Source organism: Actinomyces haliotis (assembly GCF_015355765.1).
Taxonomy (GTDB): Bacteria; Actinomycetota; Actinomycetes; order Actinomycetales; family Actinomycetaceae; genus Actinomyces; species Actinomyces haliotis.
On record NZ_JACWNA010000004.1, the window covers coordinates 61,927 to 78,028 of the forward strand.

16 protein-coding genes and 1 tRNA gene are annotated in these 16,102 nt (G+C 72.4%); 6 read left to right on the forward strand and 11 right to left on the reverse strand.

Annotated elements, in window-relative coordinates; all coding sequences use genetic code 11:
• Positions 1 to 69: 69 nt before the first annotated feature.
• On the reverse strand, positions 70 to 591 hold the full coding sequence (locus IXW69_RS03505) for a peptidylprolyl isomerase (protein WP_194784994.1): 522 nt from the start codon (positions 589 to 591) through the stop codon (positions 70 to 72).
• A gap of 176 nt (positions 592 to 767) precedes the next feature.
• Here IXW69_RS03505 and IXW69_RS03510 point away from each other — a divergent pair, with 176 nt between their 5' ends.
• Entirely contained in the window at positions 768 to 1,481 is a 714-nt protein-coding gene (locus IXW69_RS03510) for a YtxH domain-containing protein (protein ID WP_228524670.1), read from the forward strand.
• Positions 1,482 to 1,601: 120 nt separating this feature from the next.
• Positions 1,602 to 2,465: an aldo/keto reductase gene (locus IXW69_RS03515; RefSeq protein WP_194784995.1), complete on the forward strand. Its 864-nt coding sequence runs from the start codon at positions 1,602 to 1,604 to the stop codon at positions 2,463 to 2,465.
• A gap of 128 nt (positions 2,466 to 2,593) precedes the next feature.
• On the opposite strand, the gene IXW69_RS11985 is transcribed toward IXW69_RS03515, so the two are convergent.
• Complete coding sequence (locus IXW69_RS11985) at positions 2,594 to 2,977, reverse strand: cell division protein CrgA (RefSeq protein ID WP_323745151.1); 384 nt, start codon at positions 2,975 to 2,977, stop codon at positions 2,594 to 2,596.
• A gap of 183 nt (positions 2,978 to 3,160) precedes the next feature.
• On the opposite strand from IXW69_RS11985, the gene IXW69_RS03525 reads away from it, so the two are divergent.
• Positions 3,161 to 3,922, forward strand: coding sequence for a class E sortase (locus IXW69_RS03525; protein ID WP_194784996.1), 762 nt, complete (start codon positions 3,161 to 3,163; stop codon positions 3,920 to 3,922).
• Between the two features lies 1 nt (position 3,923).
• Positions 3,924 to 4,079 (forward strand): hypothetical protein, encoded by a 156-nt coding sequence (locus tag IXW69_RS03530; RefSeq protein ID WP_194784997.1) that lies wholly within the window; start codon positions 3,924 to 3,926, stop codon positions 4,077 to 4,079.
• Positions 4,080 to 4,231: 152 nt separating this feature from the next.
• Here the strand turns inward: IXW69_RS03530 and pknB are convergent, their stop codons facing one another.
• From pknB to IXW69_RS03565, 7 genes are read right to left on the reverse strand one after another with little or no spacing between them, the layout of a single operon-like run.
• A complete protein-coding gene (pknB, locus tag IXW69_RS03535) occupies positions 4,232 to 6,268 on the reverse strand; it encodes a Stk1 family PASTA domain-containing Ser/Thr kinase (protein ID WP_194784998.1) in 2,037 nt (678 codons plus the stop codon).
• On the reverse strand, positions 6,265 to 7,719 hold the full coding sequence (locus IXW69_RS03540) for a serine/threonine-protein kinase (RefSeq protein ID WP_194784999.1): 1,455 nt from the start codon (positions 7,717 to 7,719) through the stop codon (positions 6,265 to 6,267). The genes pknB and IXW69_RS03540 overlap by 4 nt, the downstream gene beginning before the upstream one ends.
• Positions 7,716 to 9,209, reverse strand: a complete 1,494-nt coding sequence (locus IXW69_RS03545; protein WP_194785000.1) for a peptidoglycan D,D-transpeptidase FtsI family protein — start codon at positions 9,207 to 9,209, stop codon at positions 7,716 to 7,718. Before IXW69_RS03545 ends, IXW69_RS03540 begins: the two co-directional genes overlap by 4 nt.
• The gene (locus IXW69_RS03550) at positions 9,206 to 10,687 is read right to left on the reverse strand and encodes an FtsW/RodA/SpoVE family cell cycle protein (protein WP_194785001.1); all 1,482 of its coding nucleotides are present in this window, start codon (positions 10,685 to 10,687) and stop codon (positions 9,206 to 9,208) included. The genes IXW69_RS03545 and IXW69_RS03550 overlap by 4 nt, the downstream gene beginning before the upstream one ends.
• A gap of 5 nt (positions 10,688 to 10,692) precedes the next feature.
• The gene (locus IXW69_RS03555) at positions 10,693 to 12,069 is read right to left on the reverse strand and encodes a PP2C family protein-serine/threonine phosphatase (protein WP_194785002.1); all 1,377 of its coding nucleotides are present in this window, start codon (positions 12,067 to 12,069) and stop codon (positions 10,693 to 10,695) included.
• Positions 12,066 to 12,545 (reverse strand): FHA domain-containing protein FhaB/FipA, encoded by a 480-nt coding sequence (locus IXW69_RS03560; RefSeq protein ID WP_194785003.1) that lies wholly within the window; start codon positions 12,543 to 12,545, stop codon positions 12,066 to 12,068. Before IXW69_RS03560 ends, IXW69_RS03555 begins: the two co-directional genes overlap by 4 nt.
• Positions 12,542 to 13,249 carry an FhaA domain-containing protein gene (locus IXW69_RS03565; RefSeq protein ID WP_194785004.1) on the reverse strand — a complete coding sequence of 236 codons (708 nt, stop codon included), beginning with the start codon at positions 13,247 to 13,249 and terminating at the stop codon, positions 12,542 to 12,544. The genes IXW69_RS03560 and IXW69_RS03565 overlap by 4 nt, the downstream gene beginning before the upstream one ends.
• Positions 13,250 to 13,475: 226 nt before the next feature.
• Between IXW69_RS03565 and IXW69_RS03570 the strand changes: the two genes are divergently transcribed.
• Positions 13,476 to 13,559: transfer RNA gene (locus tag IXW69_RS03570), tRNA-Leu, on the forward strand.
• Positions 13,560 to 13,650: 91 nt separating this feature from the next.
• Here IXW69_RS03570 and IXW69_RS03575 read toward each other — a convergent pair.
• The gene (locus IXW69_RS03575; RefSeq protein ID WP_323745152.1) at positions 13,651 to 14,175 is read right to left on the reverse strand and encodes a VanZ family protein; all 525 of its coding nucleotides are present in this window, start codon (positions 14,173 to 14,175) and stop codon (positions 13,651 to 13,653) included.
• A 132-nt stretch (positions 14,176 to 14,307) separates the two neighbouring features.
• Here IXW69_RS03575 and IXW69_RS03580 point away from each other — a divergent pair, with 132 nt between their 5' ends.
• On the forward strand, positions 14,308 to 15,612 hold the full coding sequence (locus IXW69_RS03580) for a TIGR04053 family radical SAM/SPASM domain-containing protein (RefSeq protein ID WP_323745153.1): 1,305 nt from the start codon (positions 14,308 to 14,310) through the stop codon (positions 15,610 to 15,612).
• Positions 15,613 to 15,850: 238 nt separating this feature from the next.
• Here IXW69_RS03580 and IXW69_RS03585 read toward each other — a convergent pair whose 3' ends face one another.
• Entirely contained in the window at positions 15,851 to 16,099 is a 249-nt protein-coding gene (locus tag IXW69_RS03585) for a YbdD/YjiX family protein (protein WP_194785005.1), read from the reverse strand.
• Positions 16,100 to 16,102 lie beyond the last annotated feature (3 nt).

The following is a 16,102-nucleotide window of genomic DNA, read 5'->3' on the forward strand; positions in this document are numbered from 1 at the left end:
GCGTCGTCAGCGTGGGGGCCGGCACGGCCGCGGGCCCGGAGCCCGCTCAGCCGCGCCGGCGGGGGTGGCTCACTCGGAGACGTCGACCGAGGTGATGACGACGTCCTGGAGCGGACGGTCGCGCGGGTCGGTGGCGACGGCAGAGATCGCGTCGACGACCTTGCGGGACTCGTCGTCGGCGACGGCGCCGAAGATGGTGTGCTTGCCCTGCAGCCACTCGGTGGGAGCGGTGGTGATGAAGAACTGGGAGCCGTTCGTGCCCTTGCCCAGGCGACGGCCGGCGTTCGCCATGGCCAGCACGTACGGAGCCGTGAAGGTGAGGGAGGAGTCGATCTCGTCGTCGAAGACGTAGCCCGGGCCGCCGGTGCCGGTGCCGAGCGGGTCACCGCCCTGGATCATGAAGCCGGGGATGACGCGGTGGAAGATGACGTTGTCGTAGAGAGGCTCGTTGCTCTGCTCGCCGGTACGGGGGTCGGTCCAGGTCTTGTCACCGGTGGCCAGGCCCACGAAGTTGGAGACGGTCTCGGGAGCCTGCTCCGCGAAGAGCTCGAGGCGGATGTCGCCGAGGGTGGTGTGCAGTGTCGCTTCCATGGGCGTCATCGTCGCACGGCGGCGCCCTGAGCAGCAGGGAGGCTCGTCCGTGTGACCGAGTGTTCACCCCAGGCAAAACGGCCCTGGGATCATTGGGCGTGGCCTGGGCAACAGTGCGACCATGAACCCCAGCCCGCAGTGGAAGACGTCCACGTCCTGACCAGGGAGTAGAGCAGATGAGCCTTTGCAAGACCATCGACAAGAAGATCGACACCGACCAGATTCGCGAGGAGGGCGCCAGCCTCGTCGAGACCGTCGCCGAGCAGGCCGGCCGCGCCGCTGAGTGGCTCTCGCCCCGCGTCGACCGCGCCCGCGACGAGGCCGCCCGCTACGCCAAGGACGCGCAGTCCCGCCTCGAGCCCGCCTACGAGGAGTACCGCGCCCGCGTCACGGAGGACTACTACCCCCGCGCCCAGCGCGCCGCAGTCGCCGCCCAGGCCGCCGCGAAGACCCCCGGCACCGTGACCGAGCGCGCCGAGCGCGCCGCCGTCGCCGCCAAGAAGGCCGCCGTGGACCTGCCCTCGCCGCGCAAGCAGCACCGCTTCCTCAAGTGCCTCGGCTGGCTCACCGTCGCCGGCGCCGCCGCCGGTGGTGCCTACGTCGTGTGGCGCCGCAGCCAGCCCGTCGAGGACCCGTGGGCCGAGGAGTACTGGGCCGACTCCACCTCGGACACCGCCTCCACCCCGTCCACGGTGGACAACCTCAAGGCCAAGGCCACCGACGCCGCCGAGCTCGCCCAGGTCAAGGCCGCCGAGGTCAAGGACAAGGCGGCCGAGGTCGCCGGCCAGGCCAAGGAGAAGGCCGCCGAGGTCGCGGACCAGGCCAAGGCCAAGGTCGCCGAGAAGAAGGACGACGAGGAGGCCCCCTTCCCGTCCGAGCCTGAGATCTGATCAGCCCGCGCGCTGACCGGGGCCCCCGCACCGCACGGTGCGGGGGCCCCGCCACGTCCCGGGCGGCCCGACGGCCCAGTTGCTCCGCTCTCCCGCGTGCGGCGTCGATAGCCTGGGAGCATGAGTACCGCGATCGACAGTCCCCTCATCACCCTCGCGCACGGCACCGGGGAGGGGACCGGCGTCGTCGCCGTTCCCCAGCTGGGCCTGGGCACCTACAAGGTCGACCCGGACGAGGCGCGGCGCGTCGTCGCCGAGGGCCTCGACGTCGGGTACCGGCACGTCGACACCGCCCAGATGTACGGCAACGAGGACGGCGTGGGCCAGGCGCTCGCCGAGTCCGGGCTCCAGCGCGCCGACCTGTGGGTCACGTCCAAGCTCAACAATCCTAACCACCGACGCGACGACGCCCTCGCCAGCTTCGAGCGCACCATGACCGACCTGCGCCTGGACGTGCTCGACCTCTTCCTCGTCCACTGGCCGCTCGCCGAGTCCCAGGGCATCGACCTCGTCGACACCTGGCGCACCATGATCGAGATCCTCGGCACCGGGCGCGTGCGCGCCATCGGCGTCTCCAACTTTCAGGCCGAGCACCTGCGCCGCATCGTGGACGCGACCGGCGTCGTCCCCGCCGTCAACCAGGTCGAGCTCCACCCCTACCTCCAGCAGCGCGAGGTGCGCGCCGTCCACGAGGAGCTCGGGATCGTTACCGAGTCCTGGTCCCCGCTCGGCCGCGGGCACCTCCTCACGGACCCGGTCATCACCGACGTCGCCGAGGAGGCCGGGGCGAGCGCCGCGCAGGTCGTCATCGCCTGGCACCTCGCTCACGGGCTCGTCGTCATCCCGAAGTCCACGCACCGCGATCGGCTCGCCGTCAACGCCGCCTCCGTTGACGTGACCCTCAGCCCCGAGCAGCTCGGCCGGCTCGACGGCCTCGAGCGCGACCAGCGCTTCGGCTCCCACCCGGACCGAGTCCAGGTCTGACCGGAGGCGACCGCGCGGTGACGCGCCCCGCGGGACGCCTCCGTCACCCGCCACGACGACGGCGCCCGCCCCTGACGAGGGACGGGCGCCGTGGCGCGTCGGGGCCCGCGCTCACCGCGGGTGGGGGCTCACTTCCAGCGCAGCAGGCCCAGGAAGCCGAGCATCATGATGATGAAGCCGATGTAGAGGTTGCCGTTGACCAGCAGGTCAGAGGCGTGGTGCTCGACGAAGTAGGGGATCGGGTACTCGCCCTTGAAGAGGTAGGTGACGACGACCCAGAGCAGGCCGATGACCATGAGGGCGACCATGGTCGGCGCGTACCAGCGGGGGCTGCCCGTCTCCTTGACCTTCTGCGGGGTGCGGGAGACGCGGTTGGCCTGGGCGCGGGACTCCTCGATCCTCTCTCGCTCCGCGGCGGCGGCCTTCGCCGGGTTGCCGGAGCGGGAGGCCTTCGTGCCGGACTTGCCGGAGGCGGAGTCGTCCTTGGACGAGCGGCGGAAGGCGATGGCCACGGGGTCTCCTCATGGGCGGGCGAGCAACGGCTCGCGGGACTGGACTGCCGCCTAGCCTAGGGCATGGGAGGAGACGGATCCGTGACCCTCCTGTGTGCTCCTGCCCCTGGGAAGCGGACCCGCCGCCACCTACACTGACCCGCGACGCACCGACGGGCGCGCACGGGCAGGACGAGGAGAACCATGGCGTCACGACGCAGCGAGAGCAGAGGACCGCGGCGCAGGAAACCGCTCGACGTCGCCCTGTCGGCGCTGGGCGAGCTGCTCATCACCGCCGGCCTCGTCGTCGCCCTCTTCCTCGTGTGGCAGCTGTGGTGGACCGGTATCGCCGCCGGGTCGAAGGCCGAGGCCGCCACCACCACCTTCGAGCAGACCCAGACCGACTCCCCGAACAAGGTCGGCACCAAGCACACCGACGCCCCGCCGGAGGTCGCCCAGGTCGGCCACGGCCAGACGATCGGCATGCTCATCGTCCCCAAGTGGTACGGCAAGACCAACAACAACATGCCGATCCTCGAGGGCACAAGCTCCGACGTCCTCGACCAGGCCGCGGCCGGCCACTACGAGGACACCCAGCAGGTCGGCGAGGTGGGCAACTTCGCGCTCGCGGGTCACCGCCGTACCAACGGCAACTCCTTCCGACGCATCGACCTGCTCGAGAAGGGCGACGAGATCGTCGTCGCCACGAAGGACACCTGGTACGTCTACACGGTCACCGGCCACGACATCGTCGAGCCCACGGACGTCGACGTCATCGACCCCGTGCCCAACGAGCCCGGTAAGACTCCCACGGACCGCTACCTCACCCTGACGACCTGCCACTCGCTCACCACCGGTGAGTGGGGCAACGACCACCGCTGGGTCACCTGGGCGAAGTTCTCCTACTGGATGCCCCGCTCCGAGGGACGTCCCGAGTCCGTCCTCAACGACCCCGAGGTGAACTGACGTGTACGCATGGATCTGGCGTCACCTTCCGGGCCCCACCTGGCTCAAGGTGATCGAGGCCCTCGTGCTCACCGCGGCGGTCGTCCTGCTGCTCTTCCAGGTGGTCTTCCCCTGGGCCAACGAGGCCTTCAACCTGTCGGGCGAGGCCACGGTCTGACAGGCTTCCGGGCCTCGTCGGGCTCGGTGCCGCGCGGGCCGCGTGCCCGGCCCTGCCCGCCTGCCGGGTCCCGCGCCGCCCCACGGAGAACGGCTCCGACCCCCTCGCGGGGTCGGAGCCGTTCTCGTGCTGGGACGAACCGGACGACGGCCTCAGCCGTTCCCGTTGTCGTTTCCCTTGCCCTCGCCGTTTCCGTTTCCGTTGCTGATCGCGGCGGTGCTGGCCGACGTCGCCTCCTCGGTCGGGGCCGTCGTCGCGGTGTAGGAGCCGATCGTGATCGTGATGGTCTTCGACGTCGAGGTCGAGGACCCGGCGTCAGGGGACATGGACACGACGACGCCGTCCTGGGACTCGCTGGAGACCGAGGTCGTCTTGACCTCGACGTTCGTGTACCCGGAGCTCGACAGCTGCTTCTTCGCGTCCTCCTCCGTCATGCCGGTGACGTCCGGGACGGACGGTCCGTTCGACAGGACGATCGAGACCTCGGTGCCGAGGTCCGCCTTCGTGCCGGAGGTCGGGTCGGTCGAGGCCACCGTGTCCTTGTCCTGCGACGAGTCGCCGTAGGTGACGTTGCCGACCGACAGGCCGGCGTCCTCGAGGGCCTTGCGGGCGTCCTCCTGGGACTTGCCGGTGACGTCCGGGACAGTGGTCTGGCCGGTGGACAGGACGAGGGAGACCGTCGTGCCACGGTCCACCTTGGTCCCCGAGGCGGGGTCGGTGGAGATGACCTCGTCCTTGGCGACCGTCGTCGAGTCCTCGGAGGTGGCGTTGCCGACCGACAGGCCGGCGTCCTCGAGCGCCTTCTTCGCGTCGTCCTGGGACCTGCCCGCGACGTCGGGGACGGTCACGGTCGAGGAGCCCGCCGAGAAGTGGACGGTGACGTCGGTGCCGAGCAGGGCGGCGGTGCCGGAGCCCGGCTCTGAGGAGACGGCCTTGCCCTCGTCCACGGTGTCCGACTGGACGTCGTCGCCGCGCACGAAGGTCAGTTCCGCGCCCTCGATGGCGGAGCGCGCCTCGGACTCGCTCATGCCGGCGACGTCGGGGACGGCTGCGGCGGTCGCGCTCGGCGAGGCGGTCGCCCCGCCCGAGCCTCCGCCGAGCTTCCCGGAGGCGGCGAGCCCGATGCCGGTTCCGACGGCGATGAGCAGCAGCAGGATGAGGACCCACAGCCACCAGCGGCGCTTGCGCTCCGGCTCCTCCTCGGTCTCCGCGCTCGCGCCCGTGCCCGCGGACGGCGGTGCGGGGGCGGGGGAGGAGCCGCTCGGGACGGCGGCTGCCGCCATGACGGTGGTCGGCTGGTTCCACGTGTCCGTCGCGGGGGCGCCGACGGCGGCCCCGCGGCCCGCGGCCAGGAGCTCGGTGCGCATGTGGGCGGCGTCCTGGTAGCGGTCCTCACGCTTCTTGGCGAGGGACTTGAGGGTGACGCGGTCGAGCGGCTCGGGCACGTCCGGTGCCAGGGCCGAGGGCGGGCGCGGGATCTCGCGCACGTGCTGGTAGGCGATGGAGACGGCCGAGTCTCCCGTGAAGGGCGGCTGCCCGGTGAGGAGCTCGTAGAGGAGGCAGCCGGTGGAGTAGAGGTCGCTGCGGGTGTCGACCACCTCGCCGCGGGCCTGCTCCGGGGAGAGGTACTGGGCGGTGCCGACGACGGCCTGCGTCTGGGTGACCGTGGCCGAGGAGTCCTCGATGGCGCGCGCGATGCCGAAGTCCATCACCTTCACGGCGCCCGTGGAGGTGAGCATGATGTTGCCGGGCTTGATGTCGCGGTGCACGATGCCCGCCCGGTGGGAGTACTCCAGCGCGTCCAGGACGCCCGTCGTGATCTCGATGGCCTCCGAGATCGGGACGGCCTCGCCCTCACCGAGGAGCTCGCGGACCGTGTGACCCTCGACGTACTCCATGACGATGTAGGGGACGGTCTGCGTCGAGCCGTCCGGCTGCGTCAGCTCCTCCTCGCCCGAGTCGTACACGGCGACGATGGCGGGGTGGTTGAGGGCGGCCGCGCTCTGGGCCTCGCGGCGGAAGCGGGCCTGGAAGGTCGGGTCGTCGGCGATGTCTGAGCGGAGGAGCTTGATGGCGATCGTGCGGCCCAGGCGGGTGTCGAAGCCGAGGTGCACCTCCGCCATGCCGCCGCGTCCGATGGTCTCGCGGATCTCGTAACGACCAGCGAGGACCTGGGGGTGACCGGTCACAGTGCCTCCTCGGAACGGATGACGGACGGGGCGGGAGCGGCGCCGCTGCTCGCCGGGTGCGCTGACGCAAGGGTACCCACGACCGCGACGAGCACGACGAGCAGGACGACCGCGAGGGCGATGAGCAGGTTCCTGCGGCGGCGCACGCCAGCAGGCTGCGGCGCGCCGACGGCCCGCGAGGGCGCTGTCGCGATGCGCGAGCCCGTGCGGCTCGACGCGGCACGGGACGTGGCGACGGGCTGCGCCGGCCCCGCCGGCGACGGCTCCGGCGCCCGGCGCTGCTGCGGTGCGGGGGAGGACGGAGTGGTGGGACGGGCCGCGGGCGGCCAGGCGGTGGAGCGTGCCCGACCAGGGACGGCTCCTGCCGTGGACGGCGCGCGGCCGGTGCCTGCGGCGGTGGCGCTGCGCCCGACGGGCCGGGCCGCCCGTCCCGCCCGCGCGGGGCGGTGGACGGTGCGGCGGGCGCGCGCAACGGGACCGGCGGGCCGGGCACTTGGGGCACCGGCCGTCGCCTCCCTGCCGCTCCCGGCTGCGGGCGGGGCGACGCCGTCGGCCCCGGTGCCGGCAGCGGCGACGGAGCGGCCCGTGGCGGACCAGCTCCGCGGGCTGCGCGGGTCCCAGGAGTCCTGCTCGAGGTGGACGAGGATCCGGTCGATCCTCCGGGCGACCTCGCGGGCCGAGGAGGGACGGTCCACCGGCTTCTTGGCGAGGAGGTCCATGACGACGCGGCGGACCTCCGGCGGCACGGAGTCCGGAAGCTCCGGGACAGGGTCGTTGACGTGCGCGAAGGCGATGTCGACCTGCGTCGCGCCCGTGAAGGGCCGGTGCCCGACGAGGGCCTCGTAGGCGATGACCCCGAGCGCGTACAGGTCCCCGGACGGCGTGGCCATGTTGCCCATCGCCTGCTCGGGCGCCAGGTACTGCGCCGTGCCCATGACCATGCCGGTGGCCGTCATGGGGCGCTGGTTCGCGCCGGTGGAGATGCCGAAGTCCGTCAGCTTGGCGACGCCGTCGGCCGTCATGAGGATGTTGGAGGGCTTGACGTCGCGGTGGACGACGCCGGCCGTGTGGACCACCTGCAGGGCGCGGGCCACCTGGGCGATGATCGGGAGGATCTCCGCGGGCGGCAGCGTGCCGCGCTCGGCGAGGACGTCGGAGAGCGCCCGACCCTGAACGAGCTCCATGATGATCCAGCCGGAGCCCTCCGCCTCCCCGGAGTCGAGGACGACGGCGAGGTTCGGGTGGCGCAGGCCGCGGGAGTTCGCCGCCTCCGCGCGCAGGCGCGACAGGAAGATCTCGTCCCCGTTGAGCTCGGGGCGCAGGATCTTCGCCGCGACGTCCTTGCCGGAGTGCAGGTCGCGGGCGCGCCAGACCTCGCCCATGCCGCCCAGGGCGAGGCGCTCGTCCAGCCGGTAGCGGTCGGCGATCCGGAGGCCCTCCTCGGGCGTCACTGGTCCACCGCCGCGTCGATGACGGAGGCCGCGATCGGGCCGGCCACGGAGCCGCCGGTGCCGGTCGAGGAGGTCTGGTCCCCGCCGTCGAGGACGACGGCGAGCGCGATGGTGGGCTTGGAGACGTCCGTGCCGGCGAAGCCGACGAACCAGGTCACCGGACCGCCCGTGTCCGAGCCGGTCTCGGCGGTGCCCGTCTTGCCGGCCACCTGGACGCCGGCCACCTTGGCGGTCGTGCCCGTGCCGTCGCTGACGACGCCCTGCATGAGGCTCGACAGCTGCGAGGCCACGTCCGACGAGATCGGGGTGCGCGCCACCGTCGGGGTCGTCGTCGAGACGACGGAGAGGTCGTGGTCGAGGACCTTGTCGATGAGGTAGGGCTGCATCTGCTTGCCGCCGTTGGCCACCGTCTCAGCGACCATCGCCATCTGCATCGGGGTGACGCGCACGGAGGCCTGGCCGATGCCGGCCATGGCCGTCTGGGCCTGGGAGTCGTTGGCCGGGAAGGTCGACGGTGTCACCGTCAGCGGGATCGACAGGTCCGAGCCGAAGCCCCAGTCGGAGGCCTCCTTCTCGAGCTGGTCCTCGCCGACGTCCATGGCGAGCTGGGCGAAGGGCGTGTTGCAGGACTCCTCGAAGGCCTGGCGTAGGGTGACGGTGCCGTTGCCGCAGGACTCGCCCGCGTAGTTCGACAGCGCGTGGTTCGTGCCCGGCAGCGTGAGCGTGTCCGGGGCGGCGACCTGCGTGTCCGCCGTCGCCTTGCCGGTGCGCAGGGCCGCCGCCATGGTGAGGATCTTGAAGGTGGAGCCCGGCGGGTAGAGGTCGCCGGCGATGGCCCGGTCGACGAGCGGCTTGGCCGAGTCCTGCGTCAGCTTGTCCCAGGCGGCCTGCGCGGTCGCGGAGTCGTGGGAGGCGATCTCGTTGGGGTCGTAGGACGGCGAGGTCACCAGGGCCAGGATCTTCCCGGTGGACGGGTCGAGGGCGACGACGGCGCCCTCGCGGTCCCCGAGCGCCGCGTAGGCGGCCTGCTGCACGTCCGCGTCCAGGGTGAGCTGGAGGCCGCCGCCCTCCTGGCTCGAGCCAGTGACGAGGGCCTGGAGGCGCGAGGAGAACAAGGACGGGTCCTGGCCGTTGAGGACCGAGTTGGAGGCGCGCTCCAGACCCGTCATCGAGGCGAAGGTCGTCGAGAAGTAGCCGGTGACGGGCGCGTACAGCGGCCCGTTGGAGTAGGTGCGCAGGTAGGTGTAGGCGTCGTTCGACTTCTTGGAGTCGGCGATCGCCGTCGAGCCGACGAGGATCGGGCCGCGGTCCGTGCCGTACTCCGCGTAGACCGTCCGGGCGTTGCGCGAGTCCGTCACGAGGGTGCCCTGCGAGGAGGACGACTCCCACAGGGCCGGACGGGCCAGGCCCTGGACGCTCGTGAGGGAGGCGGCCAGCGCGAGGAACATGACGACGACGAGGACGGTCACCTGGTGGATCTGGCGGTTCACGCGTGGCTCCCCTCGTCCTCGGCCGCGTCGGGCGTGGAGGCGTCGAGGACCTGCTTGCGGATCGAGGTGGGCAGCTCCGCCGTGTCGATGATCCGCGGGGCCGCCGAGGCGGGGCGCCGCGCGGCGTCGGAGAGGCGCACGAGCAGCGCCAGGATGATCCAGTTCGCCACGAGGGAGGACCCTCCGTAGGCGAGGAAGGGCGCTGTGAGGCCCGTGAGCGGGATGAGGCGCGAGACGCCGCCGACGACGACGAAGACCTGCAGCGCGATCGTGAAGGACAGGCCCGTGGCGAGCAGCTTGCCGAAGCCGTCGCGCAGCGACATCGCCGTGCGCAGACCCCGCTGGACGAGGATGAGGTACAGCATGAGGATGGCGAGCGTGCCCGTGAGGCCCAGCTCCTCACCCACCGAGGCGATGATGAAGTCGGAGTTCGCGAAGGTGACGAGGCTCGGGTAGCCCTTGCCCCAGCCGGTCCCGAAGATCCCGCCGGAGGCCATGCCGAACAGGCCCGTCACGAGCTGCCAGGAGCCGCCCGGGGCGTTGTAGACCTCGGGACTCATGGCGTCGTGCCAGGCGGTGACGCGCTGCGCGACGTGGTGGAGGTGGGTCGCCGCGAACCAGGCGGCCGGGAGGAACATGACGGCGCCGATGATGAGCCAGCTGGGCCGGTCGGTGGCCACGTACAGGGTGACGACGAAGAGCCCGAAGAGCAGCACCGAGGTGCCCAGGTCCTTCTGCGCGACGAGCACGAGGATGGACGCGCCCCACACGATGAGCAGGGGGACGAGGTGCCGGGCGCGCGGCAGGTTGAGGCCGAGGACCCGCCGACCGGCGAGCGCCAGGTTGTCCCGGTTGGCGACGAGGTAGGAGGCGAAGAAGATCGCGAGGAGCACCTTCGTCATCTCGGCCGGCTGGAAGGACATGGGCCCGAGCCGGATCCAGATCCGGGCGCCGTTGATGTTGCGGCCCAGCCCGGGCACGAAGGGCAGGACGAGGAAGGCGAGGCCACCCCACATCGCCCAGCGGTCCCAGCGCCGCAGGAGCCGGTAGTCGCGCAGCACGAGGACCGCGCAGAACAGGACGACGCCGATCCCCGTCCAGATCGCCTGCTTCGCCCCGACGACGTAGTCCGTCTGCCCGTTGGCCTTGTAGGCGAGGTCGAGGCGCTGGATCATCGCCAGCCCGATGCCGTTGAGGGCGACGGCCACCGGCAGAAGGACGGGGTCCGCCCAGGGGGCGGTGCGGCGCACCCACAGGTGCACGACGATCGCGACGACGACGAGGGAGCCGCCGAGCTGGAGGATCTGCGCGGGCGAGGAGCCGGTCCGGTCCAGGGCGGTGAGGACGAATCCGGACAGCCCGATGAGGATGCCGACGACGAGCAGCAGCGCCTCGGAGAGCCGGCCGGTTCGGCGCGAGGAGGGGCGGTAGGAGACGGCCGGGTCGGGTGTCCGGGCGGCGTTGGCGGCTGCGCTCACGGAGCTCACCTTCCCTGGGTCGGGCTGGAGGACGCGCTCGCGGACGCGGTGGCTCGGGCAGAGGGCGTCGCGCTGGCCGACGGCGAGGGGCTGGGGGAGGCGGTCGGCTCGGCGACGTGGCCGTTGACGGTCACCTCGACGTACTCGCGGGCGGCCTCGAGGGAGGGCTGGGAGACGGTCTCCGCGAGGCGCTCGCGCATGCGGGCGTCGAGGTCCGAGACGCGTGGCGTCGTGTAGGTCTCCACCTTGTGGCTGAGGTCCAGCGGGCCGATCTCCTGCGGGATGCCCTTGTAGATGACGACGTGGCCGGACTCGCTCGTCACGTAGTACTGGGTCTGCGTCCAGCGGTAGCCGAGGACGCAGGCGCCGATGAGCGCGAGTGCCAGCACGAGGGTGCCGAGCGCGGCGCGGCGGCGCTGGCGCCGGCGCGTGGCCCGCTCGGCCTCCGCCTGCGCGGCCACGGCGTCGTCCTCGTCCTCCTCGTCGGTGTCGGTGTCGGTGCCGTCGAGGCCGGCGACGAGGGCGGCCGCGCGGGAGGCGGGGGTGGAGCCCGGGGCCGGGTCCGCGGGGGAGCCGGCCGACGCGGTGCCGCGGCGGCGCTGGCGGTGGCCGGCTGCCGAGCCGACCACCTGGGAGTCGGTCTGGGGCTGCGCGTCGTCGTCGACGACGTCGACCACGACGACCGTGACGTTGTCGGGGCCGCCCGCGCGCAGCGCGAGGTCGATGAGCTGGTCGGCGGCCTCGCCCGGGTCGTCGACGGTGGCGAGGACCTCGCCGATCGTCTCCGCCGAGACGGGGCCGCACAGGCCGTCGGAGCACAGGAGCCAGCGGTCCCCGGGGACCGCCTCGCGGATCGACTCGTCGAGCTGGACGTCGCCCTCGGCGTCGCCCAGGACGCGCAGGAGGACGGAGCGCTGCGGGTGGCGGCGGGCCTGCTCGCGCGTGAGGCGGCCGGTCTCGACGAGGTACTCGACGAAGGTGTGGTCGGTGGTGACCTGGGTGAGCTCGCCCTCGCGCAGGAGGTAGGCGCGCGAGTCGCCGACGTGGACCATGGCTAGCTTGTTGCCGCTGCGCATGATCGCGATGCACGTGGTGCCCAGTCCCTGCAGCTCGGTGTCCGCGTTGGACAGGGAGATGAGCTCGGCGTGGGCGGCCTGGACCGCGTCGCGCAGGAGCCCGAGGAGCTCGCCGGCCTGGTGGGAGTCGGCGTCGAGCGGGGCGAGGTGCTCGACGGCGACCGCGGAGGCGATGTCGCCGCCCGCGGGGCCTCCCATGCCGTCACACAGGGCGATGAGGTGCGGGCCGGCGTAGGCGGAGTCCTGGTTGGAGGCGCGGACCATGCCGACGTCGGAGCGGGCGGCGTAGTGCAGGGAGACGGTCACGGCCGCAGCTCCAGGGTGGTCTGCCCGATGCGCACCGGGGCACCGATGGGCAGCTCGACCGCGCCGGTGACGGGGCGGCCGGACAGCGTCGTGCCGTTGGTGGAGCCGAGGTCCTCGAGCCACCAGGCGCCGTCCTTGGGGAAGACGCGGGCGTGGCGTGAGGAGGCGTAGGAGTCGTCGAGGACGAGCGTGCAGGCGGGGGAGCGGCCGATGACGATGCTGGTGGGGGACAGGGGGACCGTGGAGCCGGCGAGCGGGCCCTCGGTGATGACGAGTCGGGAGGCGCCCTTGCGGCGGCCCTTCGCGGGGGCCTCGGCGGGGGAGGCGCCCTGGGTGGGACGGCGCCTGGGGGAGGTGGGCGCGGAGGAGCCGGCGTCGACGGCGTCGCGGCGCAGGGCGCGCACGACGAGGGCGACGAAGACCCACAGCAGGGCGAGAAAGCCCAGCCGCGCGAGGGTGAAGGCGAGCTCGCTCACCCGTTCGCCCCGGCTGCCTGGCTGCCGTCCCAGAACATGATCCGGGTGCGGCCGATCGTGAGCGTGTTGCCGTCCAGGAGGGTGGCGGCGTCGACGCGGTGGCCCTCGACGAAGGTGCCGTTCGTCGATCCCAGGTCCGTCGCGATCGCGTGGCCCTGGGTGAGCCGGATCTCGAGGTGGCGGCGCGAGACGCCGGAGTCGTCGACGATGATGTCCGCCTCCGAGCCGCGTCCGATGACGGTGACCGGGCCCGTGAGGAGGTAGCGCTGGCCGTCGATGTCGAGGATCGGGTGGGTCGGCGAGGCGGTCGCCGCCGCGGCGGGGGCGGCCGCGCCGCGCCGCGTGGAGGACTCGATCTCGATGGTGGGGGCGGTGAGGGCGTCGTCCTCAACGAAGGAGACCTCGACCGGGCCGACGAAGGAGTAGCCCTGCTCGCCGGCGTGGGTGGTGGCGACGTCCTGCATCTGGGTCACCATCTCCTCCTCACCCCAGGAGCGGAGCCGCTCGACGTCGCTCGGGGCGAGGTGGATGCGAAAGACGTTGGGGACGACGGAGCGGTCGCGGGCGAAGGAGGCGGCGCGCTTGTCCATCGTCTCGCGGAGCTTCGAGGCGATCTCGATGGGCTCGACGTCGTCGGAGAAGCGCGACATGGCGCGGTTGGCGACGTTCTCGACGCCCTTCTCGAACTTGTCCAGGAATCCCAATGGACCCTCCTCCAGGTGGTGACGGCTGCATCGCGGTTGGGTGCTCGCGGGAGCCCCGCGCTCACCCGATCTGCGACAGTCGGTGACATGGTAACGGCTGAGGCTGTCAGGGCGGGCAGGCCCCGGGGCGTGGGGGACGGCGGTCCTGGTGAGCGGTCTCACGAGGACGGGTGCGCGGGAGGATTGGACGGGGCGGACCCGGTGCCGCTATCGTCATCCTCGCTTCGCGCGAGTGGCGGAATTGGTAGACGCGCACGGTTCAGGTCCGTGTGAACTTACGTTCATGGGGGTTCGAGTCCCCCCCCGCGCACGAAAACGAGCCGAGGGTCCGGTGCTGAGAGATCAGCCCGGGCCCTTTCTCGTGCCCGAGCCGTGCGGCGCGGCCGGCGGGTCCGGCTCGCTCAGGCGGCTGCGCGGTCGCGGTGGGCCCAGCGCACCGCGAGCTCCGCGATGACGGCGCCGACCCACGCGCCCGTCCCGTTCTCGAGGACGTTCCACCACGAGGCGCGCCGACCCAGCGCCGGCACGACGTACTGGGTGAGCTCGGCGGCGCCGCCCAGGCCGCAGCCCGCCAGCGCCCACGCCCACCACGGGATCCGTGGCCAGCCGAGGGTCGCCAGCAGCGTGAGCGGCGCGACCATGACGAGGTTGAGGGTGACGTCCTTGAGCTCGGGCGTGAGGAACCAGAGGCCGAGGACGGACTTCGCGTCGGCGACGTCGGAGCCGGAGGGCCAGGTGACGGCCACGAGGACGACGAGGAGGTAGACGGCTGCGACGGCGCGTGCCCGGCGGCGTCCCGTCTCACCGAGGTGGGGGCGCCTGCGGGGGCCGGCGTCCTGCTGGTGCGCGGACGTGTCTCGTCCGGTGCGGCCGCCCGTGGGGGCGGTCGGGAGCACGGGGGCGACGGCGTCGGAGGTGTGCGGCACGGGGCGAGGCTAGAAGGCGTGGCTGGGTGACGCCTGGTACGGCGGGGCTCCGCGGACGTGAGGCTCGTCGCGCTGCTGGGTGGAGCCCTCAGCCCACCAGCATTGTTCCGGCGTGCTCCGTAGTATCGGCGCGTGACTGAGGCACCTTCGACGACCGCACACGACGTCAGCAAGCAGGCCGCCCGCCCCCGCGCGGGGAGAGGCAGCCGGCCCGTGCGCACGCAGCGTCATGACCCCTCGATGCGCCCGATGCTCGTCACCTGGGAGGCGACCCGCGCCTGCGCCCTGGCGTGCCGCCACTGCCGCGCCGAGGCCGTCCCCTTCCGCGACCCGCGCGAGCTCACGCTCGACGAGGCCAAGGCTCTCATGGACGAGGCCGCCTCCTTCGGCCAGCCCGCCGTCATCTTCATCATCACCGGCGGCGACTGCTTCGAGCGCCCCGACCTCGCCGAGCTCGCGAAGTACGGCACCAGCCTGGGCCTGCACGTGGCGCTCTCGCCGTCGGGCACGGACAAGCTCACCAAGGAGCACCTCGCCGAGCTGCAGGACGTCGGCGTCAACGTCATCTCCCTGTCCCTCGACGGCGCCACGGCCGCCACGCACGACGCCTTCCGCGGCCTGGAGAAGACCTTCGACCGCACCATCGCCGGCTGGGAGGCCGCCCGCGAGCTCGGCATGCGCGTCCAGATCAACTCCGTCGTCGCCCGGCACAACGTCCTCGAGCTGCCCGACATCGCCGCCCTCGTCCGCGAGCACGGCGCCATGACCTGGTCCGGCTTCCTCCTGGTCCCCACCGGCCGCGGGGTCGACCTCGGGGCGCTGGACGCGAACGAGGTCGAGGACGTCCTCAACGCCTTCTACGACATGGGCGAGGCCGTCCCGGTCCGCACCACGGAGGGCCACCACTTCCGCCGCGTCTCTATCCAGCGTCACGTCCTCGCCCAGCGCGGGATCGAGGGCGAGAAGATGATCGAGGCGATGCACCTCGGGCCGCTCTACCGGCAGCTCCACGAGAAGATCGTGGCGCTCGGACTGGACCACGGGGAGCGTCGTCGCCGCCCGCCGATCACCGTCTCGTCCGGCAACGGCTTCATGTTCGTCTCCCACGTGGGTGACGTGACGCCGTCGGGCTTCCTCGAGAAGAGCGCCGGCAACGTCCGGGAGTCCTCCCTCACCGAGATCTACCGCTCGAGCGAGGTCTTCACCGGGGTGCGCAACCCTGACCTGCTCGAGGGCAAGTGCGGCGCCTGCGAGTACAAGCGGGTCTGCGGCGGGTCCCGGGCGCGCGCCTACAACATGACGGGGAACCTGCACGCCACCGACGAGTCCTGCTCCTACCAGCCGGGCACCTTCCCCTACGCCGACGACGTCACCGAGCTCCTCAAGACGCCCGTGCGCCCCGGACCGCCGCCCGGTGTCATCCCCGGCCGTGGCTGAGCACGAGGACGGCCACGACGCTGCGCTGATGGTCAGTTCTCGTGACTCTTGCGGATCGCCACCGCACGGAGGCGGAAGGACCCGCGAGATTCCGCGGCCCAGACCTGAGGTACCTGCCAGAAGTCACGAGAACTGACCACGTCAGCCGGCCCTGGGCACGACGACGCCCGCCGACTCCATCGGGAGGCGGCGGGCGCCGTGCTGGGTACTGGTCAGGCGCTGCCAGTCGTGGCTGACCTCAGCAGCAGCGGGCCTGGACGTTCGACTCGTCGTAGTCGGCCTTCGCCCTCCACCACTCGCGCTCGCTCATGGGAGGGTGGCCCGGGTGCTCACGAGCGTGGCGCTCCACGTAGCGGTCGTAGGCCGACTCGCCCGTGAAGTCCCGCCACAGGCTCCGGGCCTGCGCGAGGCGCGAGCGGAGCCGGGCGCGCGCCGTCGGCGCCGCCGCCCTCTCTCCCCGCGCCTCGCGCACGGTACCGGACGCCATCGC